The following is a 25,061-nucleotide window of genomic DNA, read 5'->3' as shown; positions in this document are numbered from 1 at the left end:
GCCGTGCTGGCCCCCTCCGACCCTCTGGGCCACCTCCCCCGGAGGGGGAGGATCAGTGTTAGAAAGCCCCTCACTCCGAACCCTCCCCGTCGTCGCCACTCGTCGACCATTCGAACACCCGCGCCAGGTGGGCGTAGTCGCCGGGATGGTCCTTGACGAACTGCGGCGCGGTGCGTGAGCGATAGGGCTGGGCCGGGTCGTCATAGCGGCGGATCAGGGTGCGCAGGCCGTCGAGGGCCTGGACGGCGGCGTGCTCGCTTTCAGCGCCCGTGACGCGCACCTCTTCGAGGCCCGCCGGCTTGCGGCCCGTGACCCGCACATAGGTCAGGTCGCCGGGCTTGCGATCCGGCAGGTCCTTGAATCCGCCGTTCAGCAGAATGGCCGCCGTCAGGGTCAGTTGCGGCGAGAAGCCGGTCTCGACCTGTTTCTTGCTGGGCGCGGCGCCGGTCTTGTAGTCGAGAATGTGGGCCAGACCGTCGCGGGTGGGCTCGATGCGGTCGGCCTTGGCGGTCAGGGTGAAGGCGCGGCCGTCGATGTCGAAGGTCAGCACGCCTTCGGCCTCGACGATGATCTGCTCGGCGCCGGCCCGGCGCTGGCGCTCCCAGTCGGCGACCCAGGCGGCGGCCTCCTTGGCGAGCGCGCGCTCGCGGGCCAGGGCCGTCGGCGGCATGCCGGCCGAGACCAGCTCGCTCATATAGAGCGCCTCGAAGATCACGGCGGCATTGGCCGGCACAGGCCCTGGATGATCCTCGGAGAATTTCTCGAAGGCCGCATGGATCGCGGTGCCTCGGGCCCGGGCCTCGACCGGCTCGTCGGGGCGCTCCAGCGGATAGAGCTTGAGGATGTCGCGCGCCCAGACGGCGTAGGGGTCTCGGGTCAGGGCCTCGACGCGGGTGACGGCCATCCGGCGCGGGCGATCCTCGACTGGCGGGGTGGGGGCGGGACGCGGATAGGGCGCATAGGGTCCGGGCGCGTCGAGGGCGCGGGCCCAGTCCAGGGCGTCGTCGCGGCGGGGCAGGGAAAGGCCCGCGCCGCCGGCCAGGGTCTTTAGTCGCCACAGCCAGCGGGATTCCACGGCGGGCGCGCCGCCGCGTCGCTCGCAATGGACCAGGATAACGTCCGGCGCGCTGGCGGCCTGGGCGAAGTCGTGGGCGGTCAGGCCCACCCGGCGCTCGGGCGGCGGCAGGCCCAGGGTCGCGCGCATCGGCCGCGACAGGAACGGATCGATCGGCGCGCCCTGAGGCCAGATGCCTTCCTCCAGCCCCGCCAGCACCAGCCGGTCAGCGCGCACCAGTCGGGCCTCGATGGCCCCCAGAATCCGAAGGCGCGGATGGCTGGCGCCGCCGACCCGCAGGGTCTCCTCATTGACCAGCCGGTCGAGGATGTCGGCGAAGGCCTGGGGCTTGGCCGGCGGCAGGACGACGCCGTCCTCGATCAGGGTGGAGAGCAGGCCGCCCAGGCATTCGCCGGCCTGGCCGATCCACAGGCGGTCGGGACCGGTCAGGGCCTCCAGCGCCTCGGTCAGGGCCAGCGCGGCCTTGGACGGCGGGGCCATCTGGTCGACATAGGGCGCGGCGGCATGGGCGACGGCGGCGAGCAGGCGCTGGGCCAGGGCCAGCGCGGCCGGGTGATCGTCCAGCTTGGCCAGCAGGGCTTCGGCCGAGCGCGGGGAGGGGCCACGCAGGCCCTTCAGCTCCAGCGTGGTCGAGGCTTCGAGATCCTCCTCGGACCGCACCAGCGGATGCTTGGCCAGGGCCAGCAGGCGCACGGGATCCAGCGGATCGGCGACCAGACCGGCCAGATGCTGGGCCAGGATCGCGGCCGGGCTGGCGGCGAGGGGCGCGCCGGCCGAGCTGTCGGGGATCACGCCCCAGCGGGCCAGACGGGCGGTGACGCGTCGGGCCAGGGTCTGGTCGGGCGTGACCAGGGCGGCGGTCCGCCCCGGAGTCTCCAGCGCTTCGCGCAGGAGAAGCGCGCAGGCGCTGGCGGCCTCTTCCTCGGTGCGGGCCGAGATCAGCGACAGGCCCTTCAGCCCCTCGGCGACGGGATCGAGGTCAGGGGCTTCGGCGCGCAGGCTCTCGATCTGGGCCAGCCAGTCGGCGGTGGCCTCGGCAGGACGCAGGGCCTCGTTGACGATCCGACGGCGCCAGCGGCCTCGACTGTCGGCCTGCGGAAACCATGGGCGGACGTCGGCGCGGGTGATGCCGGCCCGGTCGAGCAGACGGCGCATCGCGCCTTGCGGGTGCTGCTCGCCGACCTTGTCCCAGGCGCTTTCGGCGAGGTCTTCGTCCAGACCGGGAAGCACCACGGCGCCCAGCGGAGCGGCGGCGACCACGCGCAGCAGGTCGGCGGTGGCCGGGGCAGTACCGGTGGAGCCGGCCGCGACCAGCACCTCGGTCGGCGGATGTTCGGTCCAGCGTTTGGCCAGGGCCCGCAGCAGCAGCACGCGGCGGTCGGCGACATCGATCAGGCCAAGGTCCTTCAAACGCGCGGGCCAGGCGGCCAGAACGGCCTTGAGGAATCTCGCCGAGACCTGCCAGTGCTGGGCCAGGTCGCCGTCGGCCAGACCATCGAGCTTGCCGTCGGTGTCGATCTCCTCGATCCGGCAGCTGTCCAGGAAGTCCGACAGGGCCTTGGCCATTTCCAGGGCCTGGGATGCGCCGGGCGTGAAGGTCAGGAGGTCGGCATGATCGACCACGATCCGGGCCAGTTCGAAGCGGCGGCGGCGCGAGCTGATGGCGGGCGGCAGGTCCAGCGCCAGGTCGCCGGGCTCGAACGGCGGCTCGCCCTCGTCCAGGTCGCCCAGCGGACGGATCTGCGGCAGCAGCAGGGCCTTGCCGTCGCTGGCGGCCAGCAGGGCGTCGGCTACGGCGCGGGCGCCGCGCCGGGTCGGTGTCAGCAGCGTGGCGCGGGGCAGGGCCTCGGGGCCCATGTGCGCCAGCGCCGCCAGAAAGCCCCGGGCCAGGTCGTCGACGAACGGGCGGTGGGCCGGGATCGAGAACCAGCGTGGCCCCTCGCGTTCAAAAGGGCCGCTGAAGGTCATTTCAGTTTGGCCTCGGCCAGATCGCGCGCGCCGGGATCGCCGACATGCATCCACAGGCCCTCTGGCGACACGCCGTGGACGCGGTTGTCAGCGGCTAGGCCCTTCCAGATCGGTAGCAGCGAGAACGGACCTTCAGGGCCGTCGGCGGTGATGGCGGGCTTGCAGATGTGGACGCCGACATAGACCAAGGGCGCGGTCTCACCGGGATTCTTGAAGCGCACGACACCGTCTCCGGACAGGAAGACATCGCCCGTGTCGTGGAAGCCCAATGACCCGGCGGTCGACGCCAGCAGCAGGCACACATCCATGGCCTCGGGATCCCAGGCCGCCGCGACGGCGTCGAGGGCGGGGGCGTCGCTCTCGATCCAGACGGAGTCGATATTGGCCACCCAGACCGGGCCATCGCCCAGCAGGGGCAGGGCGTGCTTGATGCCGCCACCGGTCTCCAGCGCCTGGGGGCGCTCGTCGGAGATGATGATGCGCGGGCCAAGGCCCCGGGCCTGACGCGCCATCAGATGGGCTTCCAGCCGGTCGGCGAAAGCGTGGACATTGACCACGGCGGTCTCGACTCCGGCTTCGACCAGCCGGTCGAGCATGTGATCGATCAGCACCCGGCCGCCGACCTCGACCAGCGCCTTGGGCCGGTCGTCGGTCAGTGGGCGCATGCGGGTGCCCAGACCGGCGGCCAGCACCATGGCGATCTTGGGGGCGCTCATCGGCGAGCCTCCGCCGGAACGTGGGCGTCGAACCAGGCCTTGAGGTCCTTCAGCGCCGGATCGGCGAAGCAGACGTCGAGATAGGTCCACAGCCTGGGAATGAAGTCGGCATAGCGCGGCTTGCCGTCGCGGGTCACCAGCCGGGCGAAGATGCCCAGGATGCGGATGATGTTGAGCGCGCCCAGGGTGTGATAGTTGGCCAGGAAGGCGGCACGGTCGAGCTCGGGCCGGGCGGCCAGATAGCGGTCCAGACAGGCGGCCTCGCGCTCGGGCGACACGGTGCGGCGGGCGTCGTGCAGCAGCATCGACAGGTCCCAGGCCGGATGGGCGAGGACGGCGTCCTGGAAGTCCAGCATGCCGACCCGCGCCGCGCCCTCGCGCTCCGGCAGCCAGATCAGGTTTTCGGCGTGATAGTCGCGATGGCAGAAGACCGTCGCCCCGGCCTCGCCAAGGCTGCGGATCGGAGCCCAGATCGCTTCCCAGTCGGCGAGTGCGGCGGCGTCGAACGATACATCGCGGAACTGCGGCTGCCACTCGACGAAGATGTCGTGGGCCGTCTTCAGGGCCAGGTCGTCATAGGCCAGCAGCGGCCAGGTCGAGCCGTCGAAGTCCAGCACGCTCGGGGTCGGGGCGGCGTGGATCGCCAGCAGGCCGTCGATGGCGGCGTCATAGAGCGGGGCTTCGTCGGTCCCGGTCTCGATCAGTCGGGCATAGAGGTTGTCGCCGAGGTCTTCCAGCACCGCCAGGCCGGCGGCCGGATCGGCGGCCAGCACCTTGGGCGCGGAAAGACCCTGAGCGTTCAGCCAACCGGCGCAGGCGACGAAGGCGTCCACCCTCCCGGCGGCCAGGCGGGCCAGGGCGTTGTAGCCCAGCGCCGCGCGCTCGGCGGGCGTCGCATCCGGCGGGCAGGGCGCGGTCTCGACCGAGGGCGGCTGGTCCATGAAGATGAAGCTCTGATCGCCATCGCGATGCAGGCGCTCATAGCTGCGGGTCGAGGCGTCGCCGCCCAGGCTTTCGCGGCGTGTGTCGCCATAACCATGGGCGGACAGGAACGCGGCCTTGGCCGTCTCGCGCTCAGAACTCAAGGGTGCGTCCTTCAAATCCGCCATGCCGGGTGATCGTGACGCGTCGCGCGTCGCCGTCGAGGGCGATCTCTATATCGAGCCGAGTCGCCGGCAAACGCCCTTCCAGTCTCTGCGGCCATTCAATCAGCGCGACCCCGTCGTCGAGGGCTTCGTCGAGGCCGATCTCATAGGCCTCGTCAGGATCGGTCAGGCGGTAGAGGTCGAAGTGGGCGAGGGGGAAACCGGCGGTTTCGTAGAACTGCACCAGGGTGAAGGTCGGGCTGGGCACCTCTTCGTCGGGCGTGGTCAGGGCGCGGATCAGGGCGCGGGCCAGGGTCGACTTGCCGGCCCCCAGCGGCCCGGTCAGGCAGAGCGCGTCGCCGGGCTGAAGGGCGCGGGCCAGGGCGCGGCCCAGGTCCTGGGTGGCGGCCTCGTCAGCGAGTTGGAGAGAGCTCAAGTCAGGGCGCCTTCGGGGTGCTTTGGCAGGACCCGCTCCACATAGCGCTTCAGGTCGGTTGTGGCTTCCCCCGTATCGGCGGCCAGGTATGCGGGATCGATGGGCTTGCCGACGATCAGCTCGAACTTGCGGCCGGTCTTGTTGAGCAACTCATGGAACAGGGTGATGTCGCGCAGTTCCTGCGAGCGCTTGTCGAACAGATGGAACAGGGTCGACCACGGGCCGGCGACATGGATCGGGATGATCGGCGCTTCGTACTTGCGGGCGATCGACACGGCCGAGCCGGCCCAGGGCGGGTCGCTCAGCAGGCCCTGGGCATCCTTCACCGCCAGCCGACCGGCCGGGAAGATCATCAGGGCGCGTTCGGCTTCCAGGGCGTCGCGGGTCATCGCCAGGGTCAGGCGCATGCGCTCGCGGCTGCGCTTTTCCTCGACCCATTCGACAGGGATCAGCACCTCGTCGAACTGGCGGCACACGCGATGGGCGTCGGCATTGGCATAGAAGACGATGTCCGGCCGGGCCTGTTTGAGCACGTCGTACACGGCCACCCCGTCGGCGATGCCGGTCGGGTGATTGGCGACGACGACCGTCCGGCCGGTCGCGGGCATGTGCTCCAGCCCCCGCACCGCGACCTTCAGGTCCAGCAGCGCCGAGACGTGGTCCAGCGCCGCGCGGCCGCCGATCCCGGCGATGGTGTCGGCCATCCGCCGCGCTCTGCTATAGCCCAGCAGGCCGTAAAGCGGCGGGCGAAGCAGCGGCCAAAGGAGCGATGCTGTCAGCCGGGGCGCACGCTCGGCGATGAGCGTGTCGACGATGTGGCGGGGTCGGGGCGCCGGGCGCGCCTCTGGAGCGTTGACCATGGCGCAAGCTTAGGCGCCGCTGCGGGCGATGTCAGGAAAATTGACGCCTGACGCGCGGTGGTCGAGCTTACGATGGGATGATCATGGGAGTGCGGGACTTGAAGAACCTGATGCGCGGGCTGATCGCCCTGCTGGTCGTGGCCCTGATCACGGCCGGCGCCTATGGATACTGGAACATGGAGCTGCGCTGGCGGCCCAAGACGATCACAAAGCACCAGGCCGAAATCGCCAAGATCCTGCAGGAGTCCGGCTGGGTCTCGCCGGGCCTGGCGGGGCCGAAATTCTACATGGTCAGCTTCCGCACCTGTCCTGACTGCGTGCGCTTCAAGGCCGAGGAGTTTCCCAAGCTGCATGCCGCAGGCGTCGACACCCGGGTGATCGAGATCGCCCGCGCCGACAAGAACGGCGTCGCCAAGTCCACCCCCGTCGAGCGCGCCACCGTCGCCGAGCTCTGGGTCAATCGCAGCTGGGCCCTGGCCGAGCGCTGGGACGCAACGCCGGTCGAGGCCTGGGCCGCGCCGGGGATCAAGCCCGCCGACGGCGACATCGCCCGCACGGCGGTGATCGAGGCCGGCCGCGCCAATGTCGAAAAACTGGTCCCGCTGATGAAGGACAATGGCGTCAGCTTCGCCTGGCCGCTGATGGTCTGGTGGACCAAGGACGGCCAGATGCGGGCCTGCGCCTGCGAGAAGCGCGAGACCTATCGCTTCGTGCGCAAGGAGCTGGGGGCTTAAGCGGCTTGCTCCCGGCGGCCGTCCCGCGCTAACCGCAGTCCTGATGCCGACATCTCTACGCACCGCCTATCGCGAGCGCCTGGCCCAGGGCGAGATCAAGCCCGATGTGGCCCAGGCCGCCGCCGTCGACGCCCTGTCGCGGCTGGAGGCCGATCTGGACTCGGCCGGCGAGCCCAGCTTTTCGCTGTTTGGCCGCAAGCCCAAGAGCCAGCGCGGCGTCTATCTGTGGGGCCCGGTCGGGCGCGGCAAGTCCATGCTGATGGACCTGTTCTTCGACAGCGCGCCCGTCACCCGCAAGCGGCGCATCCACTTCCACGCCTTCATGGCCGAGGTTCACGGCCATATCGACGCCTGGCGCAAGGGCGACGCGACCCAGCGCAAGGCGCGCTTTGGCCAGCACAAGGGCGACGATCCGATCGTCCCGACCGCCGAGCTGATCGCCAGCCAGGCGCGGCTGCTGTGCTTCGACGAGCTGCAGGTCACCGATATCGCCGATGCGATGATCCTGGGTCGGTTGTTTGAAGGGCTGTTCGCCCATGGCGTCACCCTGGTGGCGACGTCCAACCGGCCGCCGGACGACCTCTACAAGGATGGGCTGAACCGCCAGTTGTTCGTCCCCTTCATCGAGATGCTGAAGGGCGCGCTGGACGTGGTGGCCGTGCGGGGCCCGGTGGATTTCCGACTGGATCGCCTGCGGGCCGCGCGCACCTGGCTGTCGCCCAACGACAAGGCGTGTCAGGCCGAGTTCGAGCGCTTGTGGGCCGACATGCTGGACGGCGCGCCCGAGACCGGCGCCAACCTGGAAGTGCTGGGCCGCAAGATCCGCCTGCCGCGCGCCGCCGGCGGCATGCTGCGCTCGTCGTTCGCCAGCCTGTGCCAGCAGGCCCTTGGGCCGCAGGACTATCTGGCCCTGGCCGAGCGCTTCCATACGGTGTTCCTGGAAGACATCCCACAGCTGACGCCCGAGCGCCGCGATGCGGCCAAGCGGTTCAACACCCTGATCGATGCATTGTACGAGGCCGACGCCAAGCTGGTGGCGCTGGCGGACGCGGAGCCAGAGGCGCTGTATCCGGCCGGCGACGGCGCCTTCGAGTTCGAGCGCACCGTCTCGCGCCTGCAGGAAATGCGTTCGGCCGGCTATGTCGCCCGGGTGCGGGATTAGGAGAGAAGGTCGTGAGCGTGAGGGACCGCATAAGGATCCGCGAGGAGCGTCTGCTCTCCGACAACTGGTACGTCCTGAAGACGACCACCTTCGACTGGAAGCGCCGCGACGGAACCTGGCAGACCCAGAGCCGCGAGACCTATGACCGGGGCAATGGCGCTGTGCTGCTGCCCTACAACCTGGCCGCCCGCACGGTGCTGCTGGTCCGGCAGTTCCGCTATCCGGCCTATGTGAACGGCCATGACGACCTGCTGATCGAGGCGGCCGCCGGCCTGCTCGACGACGCCGAGCCGGAAGTGCGCATCCGCGCCGAGGTCGAGGAGGAGCTGGGCTATCGCCTGGCCGACGTGCGCCACGTGTTCACGGCCTTCATGAGCCCGGGCTCGGTCACCGAGACCCTGCATTTCTTCGTGGCCGAGTATGACGGCGCCATGCGGATCGGCGATGGCGGCGGCCACCCGGACGAGGGCGAGGACATCGAGGTTTTGGAGCCCACGATAGATGAGGCCCTGGCCATGATCGCCGACGGCCGCATCCAGGACGCCAAGACCATCATGCTGCTGCAGCATCTGGCCCTGACGGTGTTCCGCGCGGCGGCGGATGATGCATCCTTGCGGCGTCCGGGTCCGTAGCTGGGCTCAGAAAGCCGGCAACGGCGCTGAGAACGTTTCTCAACTATGGTGGTTTCGTTGACACCCCCGTCCTCGCGCTTAAAAGCATCCCGCAACGCACAAAGGCTACTGGGGTTGGACCTGTCATGACTGACACGAGCCGGGGGCTGCCCGAGCGCCCGATGTCGCCGCACCTTCAAGTGTGGCGGTGGCATATCACCATGGCCTGCTCGATCCTGCACCGTGCCTGTGTGGTTGGCCTGTACGCCGGCGCGGTCCTGCTGGCGCTGTGGGCCCTGGCCCTGGCCTCGGGCCATGACAGCTACGCGCTCTACACCTCGGTGATGGGCTCGCTGCTGGGCAAGCTGGTCCTGCTGGGCCTGACCTTCGCCCTGTTCTTCAACATCGCCTATGCGATCCGCCAGACCTTCTGGGACGCCGGCATCGGCTTTGCGCCGAAGACCGCCGACCTGACGGGCGCGACCGCGATCGCCTTCGCGGTGGTCGCCACCGCCGTCACCTGGGTGATCGCCGCCGCCACGGGAGCGCTCTGATCATGGCCGAGATCAAGTCGGAACGTTTCCGCACCCCGCTGTCGCGCGCGCGCGGCATGGGCGCGGCTCGCCATGGCGTCAGCCACTTCATGACCGAGCGGGTCTCGGGCATCGCCCTGATCCCCCTGTCGCTGTGGGGCGTGTTCGCCGGCCTCAGGCTGGCGGCCGGTGATTTCGAGGGCGCCGCCCTGTGGCTGGCCACGCCGCTGAACGCGGTGCTGCTGGCCCTGCTGCTGATCGCCGCCCTGATCCACCTGCAGGGCGCGGTCCAGGTCGTGATCGAGGACTATATCCACAAGTTCACGACCAAGAGCGCCCTGGTCATTCTCAATATTTTTGTCTGCGTGCTTAGCGGCTTCCTCGGGGTCTTCTCGATCCTGAAGGTCGCCCTCACCGGAGCCTTTTGATGTCGGCCTACAAGTTTATCGACCACAAGTTCGACGTCGTCGTCGTCGGGGCCGGCGGCTCGGGCCTCCGCGCCGCGCTCGGCTGCGCCCAGGCCGGCCTGAAGACCGCCTGCGTCACCAAGGTGTTCCCGACCCGCAGCCACACCGTGGCGGCCCAGGGCGGCATCTCGGCCTCGCTGGGCAATATGGGCCAGGATGACTGGCGCTGGCATATGTACGACACCGTCAAGGGCTCGGACTGGCTGGGCGACCAGGACGCCATCGAGTACCTGACCCGCAATGCGCCGGCCGCCGTCTATGAGCTGGAACACTGGGGCGTGCCCTTCAGCCGCACGGCCGAGGGCAAGATCTATCAGCGCGCCTTCGGCGGCATGACCAAGAACTATGGCGAAGGCCCGATCCAGCGCACCTGTGCGGCGGCCGACCGCACCGGTCACGCCATGCTGCACACGATGTATGGCCAGTCCCTGGCCCACGACACCGAGTTCTTCATCGAGTACTTCGCCCTCGACCTGATCATGGAAGATGGCGTCTGCCGGGGCCTTACCGCCTGGAAGCTCGACGACGGCACCCTGCACCGCTTCCAGGCCCAGATGGTCATCCTGGCCACCGGCGGTTACGGCCGCGCCTATTTCTCGGCGACCTCGGCCCACACCTGCACGGGCGACGGCAACGCCATGGCGCTGCGCGCCGGCCTGCCGCTGCAGGACATGGAATTCGTGCAGTTCCACCCCACCGGCATCTACGGCGCCGGCTGCCTGATCACCGAAGGCGCTCGTGGCGAAGGCGGCTATCTGACCAATAGCGAAGGCGAGCGCTTCATGGAGCGCTATGCGCCGTCCGTGAAGGACCTGGCCCCGCGCGACATGGTCAGCCGGGCCATGACCATCGAGATCCGCGAAGGTCGCGGCGTGGGTCCCAACAAGGACCACATCTTCCTGCACCTGGATCACCTGGATCCGAAGATCCTGCACGAACGTCTGCCCGGCATCTCGGAAACCGCCAAGGTCTTCGCCGGCGTCGACGTGACCAAGGCCCCGATCCCGGTGCTGCCGACCGTCCACTACAATATGGGCGGCATCCCCACGAACTATCACGGCGAAGTCGTCACCAAGTCGGGCGACAATCCCGACCAGGTGATCCCCGGCCTGATGGCCGTGGGCGAGGCGGCCTGCGTTTCGGTGCACGGCGCCAACCGCCTGGGCTCCAACTCGCTGATCGACCTGGTGGTGTTCGGACGCGCTGCCGCCCTGCGCTGCGCCGAGATCCTCAAGGCCGGCGCCACCCAGCCGGAACTCAAGGACACTCAGACCGACCCGCACCTGGCGCGCTTCGACCGCTATCGCAACGCCAGCGGCACCCAGGGCACGGCCGCCCTGCGCCTTGAAATGCAGAAGGCCATGCAGGAAGACGCCGCCGTGTTCCGCACCGGTGAAACCCTGGACGGCGGGGCCCAGCGCTTGGCGGACGTCTGGGAGAAGGCCAAGGACATCAAGGTCACCGATCGCGGTCTGGTGTGGAACACCGACCTGATGGAGACGCTCGAGTTCGACAATCTGATCGGCCAGGCCGTGGTCACCGTCGCCGGGGCGGTCAACCGCACCGAAAGCCGCGGCGCTCATGCCCGCGAAGACTTCGGCGATCGCAACGACGGCGAGTGGATGAAACACACCCTGGCCTGGCTCGACGTCGACACCGGCAAGGTGAAGATCGACTACCGCCCGGTCCACAGCTACACGATGTCTGACGACATCGCCTACATCCCGCCTAAAGCACGGGTTTATTGAGGGTCCGATGGTCGAGCTCGCGCTTCCCAAGAACTCCCAGGTCAAGGCCGGCAAGCACTGGCCAGCCCCCGCCGGAGCCACGAAGGTCAAGACCTTCAAGATCTATCGCTACGATCCCGAGGCGGGCGGCAATCCGCGCTGGGATACGTATGACGTTGATATGGACGCGGTCGGACCGATGGTCCTCGACGCCCTGCTCTATATCAAGAACAGCATCGACCCGACCCTGGCCTTCCGCCGGTCGTGCCGGGAAGGGGTCTGCGGCTCCTGCGCGATGAACATCGGCGGCCGCAACACCCTGGCCTGCACTCATGGCTGGGCCGAAGTGCCTGGCAAGGCCGTGCAGATCGCCCCGCTGCCGCACGCGCCGGTGGTCAAGGACCTGATCCCCGACCTGACGCTGTTCTACGCGCAGTACGCCTCGGTCGAGCCCTGGCTGCACACCGACACGCCCGAGCCGCAGACCGAGTGGAAGCAGAGCCCGGAAGACCGCCTGAAGCTGGACGGTCTGTACGAGTGCATCCTGTGCGCCTGCTGCTCGACCTCGTGCCCCAGCTACTGGTGGAACGGTGACAAGTATCTGGGCCCGGCATCCCTGCTGCATGCCTATCGCTGGCTGATCGACAGCCGCGACGAAGCGACCGGCGACCGCCTGGATGCGCTGGAAGATCCGTTCAAGCTCTATCGCTGCCACACGATCATGAACTGCGCCCAGGTCTGCCCCAAGGGTCTGAACCCGGCCAAGGCGATCGCCGAAATCAAGAAGATGATGGTCGAGCGCGTCGTCTGACGCGCTCGCTGTCGAGTCTTCCACGTAAGGCGCTTGCCAAAAGGTGACGCTGCCGTCACTTTTGACGAAAGGGAGGGCGCGTCTTGAACGCATCTGAGTTGGGCGATCTGAACGCACGCGTGGTCATCGTAGGCGCCGGCCATGCCGGTGGCTCTGCGGCGTCCTTCCTGCGCCAGTACGGCCATACCGGTCCGATCGTGCTGATCGGCGACGAGCCCTTGCTGCCCTATCAGCGCCCGCCGTTGTCCAAGGGCTGGCTCAAGGGTGAGGCCGACGCCGACTCTCTCTCCCTCAAGCCCGCCGAGTGGTACGCCGAGAATGGTGTCTCCCTGCGACTGGGCGGCGTCGTCACCGGCATCGACCGCGTCGAACGCGTCGTCCATCTCGCTTCGGGCGAGGCCTGCCCCTACGATTATCTGATCCTGGCTACCGGCGCTCGCGCCCGGATGCTGTCGATCCCCGGCGCTGATCTGGCCGGTGTCATGGCCCTGCGTACGGCGGCCGACGCCGAGTTGCTCAAGAACGCCCTGGGTCCGGGCAAGCGCCTGGCTGTGGTCGGCGGCGGCTATGTGGGCCTGGAGGCGGCGGCTTCGGCCCGCGCGCTCGGCGCGCACGCCATGATCATTGAACGCGAGGCGCGGGTTCTGGCGCGCGTGGCCTGTCCTGTGCTCTCGACGTTCTTTCAGGACTATCACACGGCGCGGGGTGTGGCCTTCGAGCTCAATGCCGGCGTCGAGGCTTTCGAGGGCGAGAATGGCCAGGTGACCGGGGTGCGCTTTGCCGATGGCAGGATCGTCGCATGCGACGCCGTCCTGGTCGGGGTCGGGGCCATTCCCAATGACGATCTGGCCAAGGCGGCCGGTCTCGACTGCGCCAATGGCGTGGTCGTCGACCTGGAGGCCCGGACCGGGGATGCGCGGATCTTCGCGATCGGCGACGTCAGCCAGCGTCCGCTCCCGCTCTATGAGCGCCAGGTCCGGCTGGAGAGCGTGCCCAATGCGCTGGAACAGGCCAAGCAAGCCGCCGCCGCCATTGTCGGCCGCCCGGGTCCTGCGCCCGAGGTGCCGTGGTTCTGGTCCGATCAGTATGACCTGAAGCTGCAGATCGCCGGCCTGCCGTTCGACGCCGACCGGATCATCGTGCGCGGCGATGTCGCGGCGGCGAAGTTCGCGGTCTTCCATATGAAGGGCGACCTGATCCAGGCCGTCGAGGCGGTCAATGCGCCGCCCGAATTCATGGCGGGCAAGCAACTGATCGCCAAACGCACGCCGGTCTCGGTGGAAAAGCTCACCGATCCGACGATATCAATGAAGGACGTGGCGGCCTGAAAGCCGCCCAAAGGGGAACTCAAGGACACCGCATGGCCAAGATCACCTATATCGAGCACAACGGCGTTGAACACGCCCTCGACGTCAAGCCGGGCCTGACGGTCATGGAGGGCGCTGTTAAGAACAATGTCCCGGGTATCGACGCCGATTGCGGCGGGGCCTGCGCCTGCGCCACCTGTCATGTCTATGTCGACGACGCCTGGCTTTCCAAGACCGGTGACAAGTCGGCTATGGAAGAGTCGATGCTCGACTTCGCCGAGAACGTCGAGCCCAACAGCCGCCTGTCTTGCCAGATCAAGGTCAGTGACGCCCTGGACGGCCTGATCGTCCGGCTCCCGGAAAGCCAGCATTAAGCAAGCTTCCCAGAAAGCGTCGTTATATCGTCACGAAGGGCTTGCCATGAGCGGGGCGCGGGACTAAATCCCCCCCTCGCTCGGAACCGCAACGCGGCCGGACGGCGCGGCCCCCGAAAGGGTGCTTGCATCGCCCGGGTCGCTTCGTTAGTCTCCGCGCTCCAATCGACTCGGTGATGGACACACGAGGGAAGCCTAGGCGGCCCTGGTCCATTCTTTTGCGCTTCGTTTCCCGGGTTTCCGGGTTTCGAAAAGTTCGAAACGAGTTGGTTGACTTCGGAGTGTCGCCTCTTTAGAAGCGCCGCTCCGGGCATCGCCGCCAAGTCTTCGCAAGAATTCAGCGGCGCGGTGTCAAGTCTATCAGCCAGTTGTTCTGAAGTTTCTTCAAAATAATCGGTTGACTGACTAGGCCAGCTTCTCTAGAAGCTGCCCACTCTGGTGGATCCGGGATTTCCTGGGTTAGCCACTTCGGTTCGAAACGTTTTGCAAAAAACGATTTGACACGGAATTCGAGGTTGGATAGATAGCCGCCTCCGCCGACACCGGGCGCAAAACGGTGGTGCTGCTGAGAGGCGGTTCTGGGAGCTTCGGCTCTGGGTCTTTGACATTGTTGATTTGGAAAGAGAAACGCAGGCGGCGGCGCTCTGGCGATAGACTGAAAAGGTCTATCTCGAACGCTGACAAATGCGGTCTCTTGAAGACACCATGAATATCATTGGAGCAAAACTTCGGTTTTGATCCATCGATGTGAATGGGAACTCGTCAAGATACTATGCAAACCAGAACCAATTCCTCGGTTTTCCCCTTGGAATTGAAGTCTGTGTTAGCGGTCAACTCAACCTGAGAGTTTGATCCTGGCTCAGAGCGAACGCTGGCGGCAGGCCTAACACATGCAAGTCGAACGGATCCTTCGGGATTAGTGGCGGACGGGTGAGTAACACGTGGGAACGTGCCTTTTGGTTCGGAACAACTCAGGGAAACTTGAGCTAATACCGGATAAGCCTTTCGAGGGAAAGATTTATCGCCATTAGAGCGGCCCGCGTAGGATTAGCTAGTTGGTGGGGTAAAGGCCCACCAAGGCTACGATCCTTAGCTGGTCTGAGAGGATGATCAGCCACATTGGGACTGAGACACGGCCCAAACTCCTACGGGAGGCAGCAGTGGGGAATCTTGCGCAATGGGCGAAAGCCTGACGCAGCCATGCCGCGTGAATGATGAAGGTCTTAGGATTGTAAAATTCTTTCACCGAGGACGATAATGACGGTACTCGGAGAAGAAGCCCCGGCTAACTTCGTGCCAGCAGCCGCGGTAATACGAAGGGGGCTAGCGTTGCTCGGAATTACTGGGCGTAAAGGGAGCGTAGGCGGATAGTTTAGTCAGAGGTGAAAGCCCAGGGCTCAACCTTGGAATTGCCTTTGATACTGGCTATCTTGAGTACGGAAGAGGTATGTGGAACTCCGAGTGTAGAGGTGAAATTCGTAGATATTCGGAAGAACACCAGTGGCGAAGGCGACATACTGGTCCGTTACTGACGCTGAGGCTCGAAAGCGTGGGGAGCAAACAGGATTAGATACCCTGGTAGTCCACGCTGTAAACGATGAGTGCTAGTTGTCGGCATGCATGCATGTCGGTGACGCAGCTAACGCATTAAGCACTCCGCCTGGGGAGTACGGTCGCAAGATTAAAACTCAAAGGAATTGACGGGGGCCCGCACAAGCGGTGGAGCATGTGGTTTAATTCGAAGCAACGCGCAGAACCTTACCACCTTTTGACATGCCCGGACCGCCACAGAGATGTGGTTTTCCCTTCGGGGACTGGGACACAGGTGCTGCATGGCTGTCGTCAGCTCGTGTCGTGAGATGTTGGGTTAAGTCCCGCAACGAGCGCAACCCTCGCTATTAGTTGCCATCAGGTTTGGCTGGGCACTCTAATAGGACCGCCGGTGGTAAGCCGGAGGAAGGTGGGGATGACGTCAAGTCCTCATGGCCCTTACAAGGTGGGCTACACACGTGCTACAATGGCGACTACAGAGGGCTGCAATCCCGCGAGGGGGAGCCAATCCCTAAAAGTCGTCTCAGTTCGGATTGCACTCTGCAACTCGAGTGCATGAAGTTGGAATCGCTAGTAATCGCGGATCAGCATGCCGCGGTGAATACGTTCCCGGGCCTTGTACACACCGCCCGTCACACCATGGGAGTTGGCTCTACCCGAAGGCGCTGCGCTAACCGCAAGGGGGCAGGCGACCACGGTAGGGTCAGCGACTGGGGTGAAGTCGTAACAAGGTAGCCGTAGGGGAACCTGCGGCTGGATCACCTCCTTTCTAAGGACTGCTTCTCCAGGCTTTGGCCTATTGAAGCGTCTAAAATATACAGATGAGCGGATCGCCGCCGTCTTCGTTTCTCTTTCCACTCCTTGATAACCGATCAGGTTATCGAGGCGATCGCGAGCCCAGGAACGGGTTCCGTTCAGATTGGCCTAGCGCCATGAGGACGGAATTTGGTCTATGCGGCCTATGGGCCCGTAGCTCAGTTGGTTAGAGCGCACGCTTGATAAGCGTGAGGTCACAAGTTCAAATCTTGTCGGGCCTACCACTCTCCACCCTGAACCGCGGAACGTAACCGACCAGGCTCTCCTGGGCTTAAGCAGCTTACACAGTGTGTAAGGGGCCATAGCTCAGTTGGTAGAGCGCCTGCTTTGCAAGCAGGATGTCGTCGGTTCGAATCCGTCTGGCTCCACCATCCCTTCATTCGGAAGGTTTGGTAACGCGATCGAGGATTGATCAAGTTTGCAGCTGCGACTGTTGCCTCAATGAGGCATGCGCGGTCTGCGATAATGACATCGTGAAGGTAGGGTTCTCCCGCCGCCTGTATCTCCCCTTGGGGATGCAGCTGGTTTTAGGGCGGACTTTGAAGAAGACATCAAATGTCTGACTGAATACAAAGCGCATGCGAGCCGTCCCTAGACGGTAAGCGCATGGGTTTTGCTGAGAACGATCAAGCGCATAAGGGCTTCTGACGGATGCCTTGGCATTGAGAGGCGATGAAGGACGTGGCACGCTGCGATAAGAGCCGGGGAGGCGCGAGCACCCTTTGATCCGGCTATCTCCGAATGGGGAAACCCACCTTTATGGTCACTCCACTTGTCTTCGGCTTCGGCCGGATACGTAGTGGGTTGGTCAGAAGAGGTATAATGGGCTGAATACATAGGCTCCATTAAGCAAACCCAGGGAACTGAAACATCTCAGTACCTGGAGGAAAGGACATCAACCGAGACTCCCGTAGTAGTGGCGAGCGAACCGGGACCAGGCCAGTGCTGTCGTGACATAAAGCTGAACGACTTGGAAAAGTCGGCCATAGTGGGTGAGAGCCCCGTAAGCGTCAAATAGCGACAGACTCGAGTAGGGCGGGACACGTGAAATCCTGTCTGAACATGGGGGGACCACCCTCCAAGCCTAAGTACTCCTCAATGACCGATAGTGAACAAGTACCGTGAGGGAAAGGTGAAAAGCACCCCGACAAGGGGAGTGAAACAGATCCTGAAATCGGAAGCCTACAAGCAGTCGGAGCCACCGAGCGTGGTGACGGCGTACCTTTTGTATAATGGGTCAGCGACTTCATGTGCCGTGCAAGCTTAAGCCGTTAGGTGTAGGCGCAGCGAAAGCGAGTCTGAATAGGGCGAATAAGTACGTCGCATGACGACCCGAAACCAGGTGATCTATCCATGAGCAGGTTGAAGGTAAGGTAACACTTACTGGAGGACCGAACCGGTGAATGTTGAAAAATTCTCGGATGACTTGTGGATAGGGGTGAAAGGCCAATCAAACCTGGACATAGCTGGTTCTCCGCGAAAACTATTTAGGTAGTGCCTCGGACGTATTCCTTGGGGGGTAGAGCACTGAATGGATGCGGGGGGAGCGATCTCTACCAATTCTAATCAAACTCCGAATACCCAAGAGAACTATCCGGGAGACACACGGCGGGTGCTAACGTCCGTCGTGAAAAGGGAAACAACCCTAACCATCATCTAAGGCCCCCAAGTTCTGGCTAAGTGGGAAACGATGTGGGTTTGCTTTGACAACCAGGATGTTGGCTTAGAAGCAGCCATCATTTAAAGAAAGCGTAACAGCTCACTGGTCAAGCGAACCTGCGCGGAAAATGTAACGGGGCTCAAGCCAGACGCCGAAGGTATGGGTGTGCAGTTTACTGCACGCGGTAGCGGAGCGTTCCGTAAGCCGTTGAAGGTGAGGCGTGAGCCTTGCTGGAGGTATCGGAAGTGAGAATGCTGACATGAGTAGCGATAAAGAGTGTGAGAGACACTCTCGCCGAAAGCCCAAGGGTTCCTGCGTAAAGCTAATCTGCGCAGGGTTAGTCGGCCCCTAAGGCGAGGCCGAAAGGCGTAGTCGATGGGAATCAGGTGAATATTCCTGAACCAGTTGGAAGTGACGGATCTGGTAAATTGTCTGGGCTTATTGGATTGTTCTGGGCAGTGAACAGGTCCCTGGAAATAACTCCAACGGAGACCGTACCCGAAACCGACACAGGTGGGCAGGTAGAGTATACCAAGGCGCTTGAGAGAACCATGCTGAAGGAACTCGGCAAATTGCACGCGTAACTTCGGGATAAGCGTGACTCTGCTTTGGGCAACCAGAGTAGAGTGGCACAGGCCAGGGGGTAGCGACTGTTTATCAAAAACACAGGGCTCTGCGAAGCCGTAAGGCGACGTATAGGGTCTGACGCCTGCCCGGTGCCTGAAGGTTAAAGGGAGTTGTGCAAGCAGCGAACTGAAGCCCAGGTAAACGGCGGCCGTAACTATAACGGTCCTAAGGTAGCGAAATTCCTTGTCGGGTAAGTTCCGACCTGCACGAATGGCGTAACGACTTCCCCACTGTCTCCAGCATGGGCTCAGCGAAATTGAATTCCCCGTGAAGATGCGGGGTTCCCGCGGTCAGACGGAAAGACCCTATGAACCTTTACTGCAGCTTCGCCTTGGCGTTAGCAACAACATGTGTAGGATAGGTGGGAGGCTATGAAACCGGGGCGCCAGTCTCGGTGGAGCCATCCTTGAAATACCACCCTTATTGTTGTTGACGTCTAACCGCGGCCCGTTATCCGGGTCCGGGACATGGCGTGGCGGGCAGTTTGACTGGGGCGGTCGCCTCCCAAAGTGTAACGGAGGCGCGCGATGGTGGGCTCAGACCGGTCGGAAATCGGTCGTCGAGTGCAATGGCATAAGCCCGCCTGACTGCGAGACTGACAAGTCGAGCAGAGACGAAAGTCGGCCATAGTGATCCGGTGGTCCTGCGTGGAAGGGCCATCGCTCAACGAATAAAAGGTACTCTAGGGATAACAGGCTGATTTTGCCCAAGAGTCCATATCGACGGCAAAGTTTGGCACCTCGATGTCGGCTCATCACATCCTGGGGCTGGAGCAGGTCCCAAGGGTTCGGCTGTTCGCCGATTAAAGTGGTACGTGAGCTGGGTTCAGAACGTCGTGAGACAGTTTGGTCCCTATCTGCCGTGGGTGTACGAGACTTGAGAGGATCTGTCCCTAGTACGAGAGGACCGGGATGGACACACCTCTGGTGGACCTGTCATGGCGCCAGCTGTGCAGCAGGGTAGCTAAGTGTGGACTAGATAACCGCTGAAAGCATCTAAGCGGGAAACTAACCTCAAAACAAGGTCTCGCTGAGAGCCGTGGAAGACCACCACGTTGATAGGCCAGGTGTGGAAGCGCTGTGAGGCGTGTAGCTTACTGGTACTAATAGCTCGATAGGCTTGATCGTTCTTCAGCCAAACCTATGCAAATGCTCTTTGTAGAGCTCAGACATACGATGTCTTCTTCGACTTGATATAACCAGAACGCCTCAAAACGTTCTGCACGCATCCTTTTTGCTGACCTGGTGGCTATGCCGGGGGTTCCCCACCCGATCCCATTCCGAACTCGGTCGTTAAGTCCCCCTGGGCCAATGGTACTTCGTCTCAAGGCGCGGGAGAGTAGGTCGCCGCCAGGTCCGCTAAAAGGATGCCAATCAAGTCGTACTTCAAAGTCCCCCTACCTCACGATCACCAACTACCAACTTCGCCGCGGGGTGGAGCAGCCCGGTAGCTCGTCAGGCTCATAACCTGAAGGTCACAGGTTCAAATCCTGTCCCCGCACCCAAGATCTAGAACGGCCTCCTTCGGGAGGCCGTTTTCGTTTGTGCTAAGTGTTGCGGCGGCCAAAAGCAAACGGCGCGCACCTTTCGATGCGCGCCGCGTCAGTCTTCCTGAATATTCAGCCCTTCAGACTAGATCGCGACCTCGAAGGCCGCCTCGGTCTTGGCCCTGACCTCATCGACCGTAACGCCGGGGGCCAGTTCGATCAGCCGTACGGGCGTCTTGCCGCGATTGATCTCGAACACGCCCAGCTCGGTGATCAGCAGATCCACCACGCCGGCGCCGGTCAGCGGCAGCGAGCAGGCCTTGAGCAGCTTGGGCGCGCCCGACTTCTCGCAGTGGTCCATCACGACCACCACGCGCTTGACGCCGGCGACCAGATCCATTGCCCCGCCCATGCCCTTGACCATCTTGCCGGGCACCATCCAGTTGGCCAGGTCGCCGGTCTCCGACACCTGCATGCCGCCCAGGATCGACAGGGCGATATGGCCGCCGCGGATCATGGCGAAGCTGTCGGCTGACGAGAAGTACGAGCTGGAGTCCAGCTCGGTGATCGTCTGCTTGCCGGCATTGATCAGGTCGGCGTCTTCCTCGCCCTCGAACGGGAAGGGGCCCATGCCCAGCATGCCGTTCTCGCTCTGCAGCGTGACGCTCATACCCTCGGGAATGTAGTTGGCCACGAGGGTCGGGATGCCGATGCCCAGGTTCACATAGAAGCCGTCGCGCAGTTCCTTCGCCGCGCGGGCGGCCATGTCGTCACGGGTCCAGGCCATCAGACGGCTTCCTTGGTCGTTTGTTCTCTGGGGCGCGTGGTGACGCGCTCGATGCGCTTTTCGAACCTCGCGCCCTTCACCACCCGGTCGACATAGATGCCGGGGGTGTGGATGTTGTCCTTGTCGAGCGCGCCGATGGCGACGATGTCCTCGACCTCGACGACGGTGGCCTTGCCGGCCGTGGCCATCATCGGATTGAAATTGCGGGCGGTCTTGCGATAGACGAGGTTGCCCTCGGCGTCGGCCTTCCAGGCCTTGACGATCGACAGGTCAGCGGTCAGGCCGCGCTCCATCACATAGAGCTCGCCGTCAAACTCGCGGACTTCCTTGCCCTCGGCGACCAGGGTTCCGACACCGGTCTTGGTGAAGAAGGCCGGAATGCCCGCGCCGCCGGCGCGAATGCGTTCGGCCAGGGTGCCCTGCGGATTAAACTCCAGTTCCAGCTCGCCGCTGAGGTACAGTTGTTCGAACAGCTTGTTCTCCCCCACATAGGACGAGATCATCTTCTTGATCTGGCGGTTCTCCAGCAGGATCCCCAGGCCAAAGCCGTCGACGCCGCAATTGTTGGAGACGACCGTGAGGTCCTTGACCCCCGTCTCGCGGATCGCCGCGATCAGGTTTTCCGGAATGCCGCAAAGGCCAAAGCCTCCGGCCATGATGGTCATGCCGTCGAACAGCAGCCCTGAAAGGGCCTCGACCGCATCTGTCTGCACCTTGTCGACCATGGATCCTCCGTCACCAGCCTTTGGCATGCCGATGTTTGGCGAAGGGTCTCGCCCGGCGACCAAAGAAATTCAACCCTTGATGAATAAAAATCCGACACCGGGAGACGCCGCTTGAACGCTCACGAAACCCGGGGCGAGGCTAGCACCGCCGCCGCTGCGCCCGCCACCTCTGGTGTGCTGCTGGTTCTGGCCCATCCCGCGCTTGAACGGTCTCGCGCCAATCGGGCCTTGGCCAAGGCTGCCAAGGGTCTTTCCGGCGTCAGCTATCGCGACCTCTATGAGACCTATCCCGACTTCGCGATCGATATCGAGGCCGAACAGGCTTCGCTGGTGGTCCATGACGTGATCGCGCTGCAGTTCCCGCTGTACTGGTATTCGACGCCGGCCCTGCTGAAGGAGTGGCTGGACCTGGTCTGGCTGCACGGCTTTGCCTATGGCGAGGACGGCGCGGCCCTGGTCGGCAAGCGCCTGTTCGTCGCCTGCACCACGGGGGCCAGCGCCAAGGCCTATCACGCCCAGGGCTATAATCGCTTCACGATGGACGAGTTCCTCAGGCCGCTGGAACAGACTGCCCACCTGTGCGGCATGGTCTGGGAGACGCCCTTCGTCGTGCATGGCGCGGCGGTCAAGGACGACGCGGCGCTGAAGGCCGAGGCCGAGCGCTACAAGGCGCGGATCGCCTCGCTTCTCCCGAAGACACTGGAGGTCTGAGCCATGCAATCCTTCCTGACCCAGACCCTGTTCTATCTCGGCGCGGCCGTGATCTCGGTGCCCATCGCCAAGCGGCTGGGGCTGGGCTCGGTGCTGGGCTATCTGATCGCCGGCGTCATCATCGGCCCCCACGCCCTGTCCCTGATCGGCGCCCAGGCCGACGTGATGCAGTTCGCCGAGTTCGGCGTCGTCATCCTGCTGTTCCTGATCGGACTGGAGGTTCAGCCCTCCACCTTGTGGGACATGCGCAAGGCGATCTTCGGCTTCGGCGGCGCGCAGGTGGTGGTCACCTCGGCGGCCATCGCCGGCGTCTCGATGCTGCTGGGCCTGCCCTGGCAGACGGCCCTGGCGGTGGGCATGGTGCTGGCCATGTCGTCCACCGCCATCGTGCTCCAGACCCTGGACGAAAAGGGCCTGAGGCAAGGGCCGGTCGGTCGCGCCGCCTTCGGGATCCTGCTCCTGCAGGACCTGGCGGTGATCCCGATGTTCGCCCTGCTGCCGCTGCTGGCCACCATCGCGCCGCCTGTGCATGGCGACGCCGGCGGCCATGCCGTCAGCCTGGTCTCGCACCTGCCGATCTGGGCCCAGGGCCTGTCGGTCTTCGCCGCCGTGGGCGCCGTGGTCGGGGGTGGGCGTTATCTGGTGCGGCCGCTGTTCCGCTTCATCGCCAAGGCCCGCCTGCGCGAGATCTTCACCGCCTCGGCCCTGCTGATCGTGGTCGGGGTGGCCAGCCTGATGCAGATGGTCGGGTTGTCGCCGGCGCTGGGGGCCTTCCTGGCCGGGGTGGTGCTGGCCGAGAGCGAGTTCCGCCGCGAGCTGGAGACCGACATCGAGCCCTTCCGGGGCCTGCTGCTGGGCCTGTTCTTCATCACCGTCGGCGCGGGCGTCGACCTGCCGCTGATCGCCAGCCAGCCCCTGACCCTGATCGGGCTGGTGCTGGGGCTGATGGTGCTGAAGTTCCTGGTCATGCTGGGTCTGGCGCGGCTGTTTGGCGCTCCGCTGCGCGGCGCCGCCGCCGTGGCCACGGCCCTGGCCCAGGGCGGGGAATTCGCCTTCGTGCTGCTGACCTTCACGGTCGGGGCCGGCGTGATCGGCGCCACACTGGCGGCCCTGCTCACCGCCGCCGTGGCCGTTTCCATGGCCCTGACGCCGCTGGCCATGATCCTGTATGAGCGGGTCGCCGACGCCATGGACGCGGCCATCGCCGATGTCACGCCCGATACGGGCGATTTCGACGACGGCGAGCCCGACATCATCATTGCCGGTTTCGGACGGTTCGGTCAGATCACCGGCCGCCTGCTGACCGCCAACGGCTTCCGATCGACGGTTCTGGACAGCGATATCGAGCAGATCGACCTGCTGCGCCGCTTTGGCCGTCGGGTGCATTATGGCGACGCCACGCGCATGGACCTGTTGCGCGCGGCGGGCATCGAGCGGGCCCGGATGCTGATCGTGGCCCTGGATGATCGGGAAAAGACGGTCGAGCTGGTCGAGACCGCTCGCAAGGCCTTTCCAGACCTGGTGATCCTGGCCCGGGCCTGGGACCGGCGTCATGCCTATGACCTGCTGGCCAACGGCGCCGACGCGGTCGAGCGCGAGACCTTCGAATCGGCCCTGGCCCTGGGCCAGACCGCCTTGCAGAAGTTGGGTTTCCGCGCCCACCGCGCGCACCGCGCCGCCTCGTTCTTCCGCCATCACGACCGACGCACCTTCGAGGAGCTGCGTCCGATGTGGGGACAGGAAGAGGCCTATATCCTGGCCTCGCGCGACGCCGCCCAGACGATGGATCGCCTGCTGGCCGCCGACCTGTCGCGCCTGCGTCCGGGCGACGCCGGCGGAGCGTGGGATACGGCCAGCCTGGAGCAGGAACTACGCGAGCGGGCCGAGAAGGAAGGGGCGGAGTAGGGGGAAGAAGATCCTCCCCCTGCGGGGGAGGTGGCCCAGAGGGCCGGAGGGGGCCATCACGGCACAGGCCGCATTAGCCCCCTCAGTCGCTCCGCGACAGCTCCCCCAGAGGGGGAGCAGCCACCTGAAAACGACTACGTGATCGGGCGCAGAACGATCTCGACCCGGCGGTTCTGGCTGCGGCCTTCGGCCGAGCCGTTGTCGGCGATCGGCTGGCGTTCGCCCATGCCGGCCACGAAGACGCGGTCGCCCAGAACCCGGCCGGCGCCGACCAGATAGCTGGCCACCGAGCTGGCCCGGCGTTCCGACAGGGTCTGGTTATAGGCGTCAGGGCCGCTGCTGTCGGCGTGGCCGACGACGTCGATGGTGGTCTGGGGATAGGCGTTCAGGGTGCGGGCCACGTCGTCGAGCACGCGGGTGAACTGCGGTTGCACGTCCGACTGGTCGACGGCGAAGGTCACATCGCTGGGCATGACCAGAACGATCTGGTCGCCGTTGCGGCGGATCATCACGCCCGAACCTTCCAGGCTGCGACGGAAGTCAGCCTGCTGACGGTCCATGTAGTTGCCGACCGCGCCGCCGGCCAGGGCGCCGATGCCCGCGCCGATCAGCGCGTTCTTGCGACCCTGCTCGCCCGAATTGGTGTTGGTCAGATAGCCCAGCACCGCGCCGACCCCGGCCCCGCTCAGCACGCCCGTGCCGGTGTTGTTGCGCACCGGCATGCCCGTATAGGGATCGGTGGTGGTGCAGGCGGTCAGGGCGGCGGCCCCCATCAGCAGCGCAACACCCGCGAGCAAAGCTCGCTTCTTGCCTTCTTGGGGCGCAGTCTTCTTCATCATCATGGCCGTGGTCTTCCGTGTTCAGGTCCGGTGCGTGTGCTCACGCTTGATCATCGAGAACGCAAACGCCTCGCTCATGGTCAAGTTC

General features: G+C 64.7%; 19 protein-coding genes, 3 tRNA genes and 3 rRNA genes. 17 read left to right on the top strand and 8 right to left on the bottom strand.

Annotated elements, in window-relative coordinates:
- Positions 1-70: 70 nt before the first annotated feature.
- From addB to ACW176_RS04590, 5 genes are read right to left on the bottom strand one after another with little or no spacing between them, the layout of a single operon-like run.
- Positions 71-3,043 carry a double-strand break repair protein AddB gene (gene addB, locus ACW176_RS04610; protein ID WP_492111066.1) on the bottom strand — a complete coding sequence of 991 codons (2,973 nt, stop codon included), beginning with the start codon at positions 3,041-3,043 and terminating at the stop codon, positions 71-73.
- The gene (gene murU / locus ACW176_RS04605) at positions 3,040-3,759 is read right to left on the bottom strand and encodes an N-acetylmuramate alpha-1-phosphate uridylyltransferase MurU (RefSeq protein WP_492111065.1); all 720 of its coding nucleotides are present in this window, start codon (positions 3,757-3,759) and stop codon (positions 3,040-3,042) included. Before murU ends, addB begins: the two co-directional genes overlap by 4 nt.
- The gene (amgK, locus tag ACW176_RS04600; protein ID WP_492111064.1) at positions 3,756-4,868 is read right to left on the bottom strand and encodes an N-acetylmuramate/N-acetylglucosamine kinase AmgK; all 1,113 of its coding nucleotides are present in this window, start codon (positions 4,866-4,868) and stop codon (positions 3,756-3,758) included. Before amgK ends, murU begins: the two co-directional genes overlap by 4 nt.
- Positions 4,834-5,280 carry a tRNA (adenosine(37)-N6)-threonylcarbamoyltransferase complex ATPase subunit type 1 TsaE gene (gene tsaE / locus ACW176_RS04595; protein WP_492111063.1) on the bottom strand — a complete coding sequence of 149 codons (447 nt, stop codon included), beginning with the start codon at positions 5,278-5,280 and terminating at the stop codon, positions 4,834-4,836. The genes amgK and tsaE overlap by 35 nt, the downstream gene beginning before the upstream one ends.
- Entirely contained in the window at positions 5,277-6,140 is an 864-nt protein-coding gene (locus ACW176_RS04590) for a GNAT family N-acetyltransferase (RefSeq protein ID WP_492111062.1), read from the bottom strand. The genes tsaE and ACW176_RS04590 overlap by 4 nt, the downstream gene beginning before the upstream one ends.
- Before the next feature lie 110 nt (positions 6,141-6,250).
- On the opposite strand from ACW176_RS04590, the gene ACW176_RS04585 reads away from it, so the two are divergent.
- The 15 genes from ACW176_RS04585 (at position 6,251) to ACW176_RS04515 (ending at position 20,024) form a co-directional block, all read left to right on the top strand.
- The gene (locus ACW176_RS04585; RefSeq protein ID WP_492111061.1) at positions 6,251-6,874 is read left to right on the top strand and encodes a hypothetical protein; all 624 of its coding nucleotides are present in this window, start codon (positions 6,251-6,253) and stop codon (positions 6,872-6,874) included.
- 43 nt (positions 6,875-6,917) lie between these two features.
- Positions 6,918-8,036, top strand: a complete 1,119-nt coding sequence (gene zapE, locus ACW176_RS04580) for a cell division protein ZapE (protein WP_492111060.1) — start codon at positions 6,918-6,920, stop codon at positions 8,034-8,036.
- A gap of 11 nt (positions 8,037-8,047) precedes the next feature.
- Positions 8,048-8,668 (top strand): GDP-mannose pyrophosphatase, encoded by a 621-nt coding sequence (locus ACW176_RS04575; protein WP_492111059.1) that lies wholly within the window; start codon positions 8,048-8,050, stop codon positions 8,666-8,668.
- 125 nt (positions 8,669-8,793) lie between these two features.
- Positions 8,794-9,201 carry a succinate dehydrogenase, cytochrome b556 subunit gene (sdhC, locus tag ACW176_RS04570; RefSeq protein WP_419319155.1) on the top strand — a complete coding sequence of 136 codons (408 nt, stop codon included), beginning with the start codon at positions 8,794-8,796 and terminating at the stop codon, positions 9,199-9,201.
- Between the two features lie 2 nt (positions 9,202-9,203).
- Complete coding sequence (sdhD, locus tag ACW176_RS04565; protein WP_419319154.1) at positions 9,204-9,608, top strand: succinate dehydrogenase, hydrophobic membrane anchor protein; 405 nt, start codon at positions 9,204-9,206, stop codon at positions 9,606-9,608.
- Complete coding sequence (sdhA, locus tag ACW176_RS04560; protein WP_419319153.1) at positions 9,608-11,395, top strand: succinate dehydrogenase flavoprotein subunit; 1,788 nt, start codon at positions 9,608-9,610, stop codon at positions 11,393-11,395. The genes sdhD and sdhA overlap by 1 nt, the downstream gene beginning before the upstream one ends.
- Positions 11,396-11,402: 7 nt before the next feature.
- Positions 11,403-12,185 (top strand): succinate dehydrogenase iron-sulfur subunit, encoded by a 783-nt coding sequence (locus tag ACW176_RS04555; RefSeq protein ID WP_492111058.1) that lies wholly within the window; start codon positions 11,403-11,405, stop codon positions 12,183-12,185.
- Positions 12,186-12,283: 98 nt separating this feature from the next.
- On the top strand, positions 12,284-13,513 hold the full coding sequence (locus ACW176_RS04550; protein ID WP_492111874.1) for an NAD(P)/FAD-dependent oxidoreductase: 1,230 nt from the start codon (positions 12,284-12,286) through the stop codon (positions 13,511-13,513).
- 32 nt (positions 13,514-13,545) lie between these two features.
- Positions 13,546-13,866 (top strand): 2Fe-2S iron-sulfur cluster-binding protein, encoded by a 321-nt coding sequence (locus tag ACW176_RS04545; RefSeq protein ID WP_419319151.1) that lies wholly within the window; start codon positions 13,546-13,548, stop codon positions 13,864-13,866.
- Between the two features lie 836 nt (positions 13,867-14,702).
- Positions 14,703-16,186 (top strand): 16S ribosomal RNA (locus ACW176_RS04540).
- A 194-nt stretch (positions 16,187-16,380) separates the two neighbouring features.
- Positions 16,381-16,457 (top strand) — tRNA-Ile (locus ACW176_RS04535).
- 71 nt (positions 16,458-16,528) lie between these two features.
- Positions 16,529-16,604: transfer RNA gene (locus tag ACW176_RS04530), tRNA-Ala, on the top strand.
- 253 nt (positions 16,605-16,857) lie between these two features.
- A 23S ribosomal RNA gene (locus ACW176_RS04525) occupies positions 16,858-19,647 on the top strand.
- Positions 19,648-19,760: 113 nt separating this feature from the next.
- Positions 19,761-19,875 (top strand): 5S ribosomal RNA (rrf, locus tag ACW176_RS04520).
- Together the 16S, 23S and 5S rRNA genes with 3 tRNA genes alongside form the textbook arrangement of a ribosomal RNA operon.
- Positions 19,876-19,947: 72 nt before the next feature.
- Positions 19,948-20,024: transfer RNA gene (locus ACW176_RS04515), tRNA-Met, on the top strand.
- A gap of 127 nt (positions 20,025-20,151) precedes the next feature.
- Here the strand turns inward: ACW176_RS04515 and ACW176_RS04510 are convergent.
- Positions 20,152-20,793 (bottom strand): 3-oxoacid CoA-transferase subunit B, encoded by a 642-nt coding sequence (locus ACW176_RS04510; RefSeq protein ID WP_492111057.1) that lies wholly within the window; start codon positions 20,791-20,793, stop codon positions 20,152-20,154.
- The gene (locus tag ACW176_RS04505; RefSeq protein ID WP_492111056.1) at positions 20,793-21,518 is read right to left on the bottom strand and encodes a CoA transferase subunit A; all 726 of its coding nucleotides are present in this window, start codon (positions 21,516-21,518) and stop codon (positions 20,793-20,795) included. Before ACW176_RS04505 ends, ACW176_RS04510 begins: the two co-directional genes overlap by 1 nt.
- A 111-nt stretch (positions 21,519-21,629) precedes the next feature.
- Here ACW176_RS04505 and kefF point away from each other — a divergent pair, with 111 nt between their 5' ends.
- On the top strand, positions 21,630-22,229 hold the full coding sequence (kefF, locus tag ACW176_RS04500; RefSeq protein ID WP_492111055.1) for a glutathione-regulated potassium-efflux system oxidoreductase KefF: 600 nt from the start codon (positions 21,630-21,632) through the stop codon (positions 22,227-22,229).
- 3 nt (positions 22,230-22,232) lie between these two features.
- A complete protein-coding gene (locus tag ACW176_RS04495; RefSeq protein ID WP_492111054.1) occupies positions 22,233-24,134 on the top strand; it encodes a monovalent cation:proton antiporter-2 (CPA2) family protein in 1,902 nt (633 codons plus the stop codon).
- A 134-nt stretch (positions 24,135-24,268) separates the two neighbouring features.
- Here the strand turns inward: ACW176_RS04495 and ACW176_RS04490 are convergent, their stop codons facing one another.
- The gene (locus ACW176_RS04490) at positions 24,269-24,973 is read right to left on the bottom strand and encodes a YiaD family glycine zipper/OmpA-like lipoprotein (protein WP_492111873.1); all 705 of its coding nucleotides are present in this window, start codon (positions 24,971-24,973) and stop codon (positions 24,269-24,271) included.
- Between the last annotated feature and the right edge of the window lie 88 nt (positions 24,974-25,061).

The sequence above is a fragment of the Caulobacter sp. FV1ye13L genome, assembly GCF_058681155.1.
The sequence above is the reverse complement of the archived record's forward strand: the minus strand, read 5'-3'. Positions and strand labels throughout refer to the sequence as shown.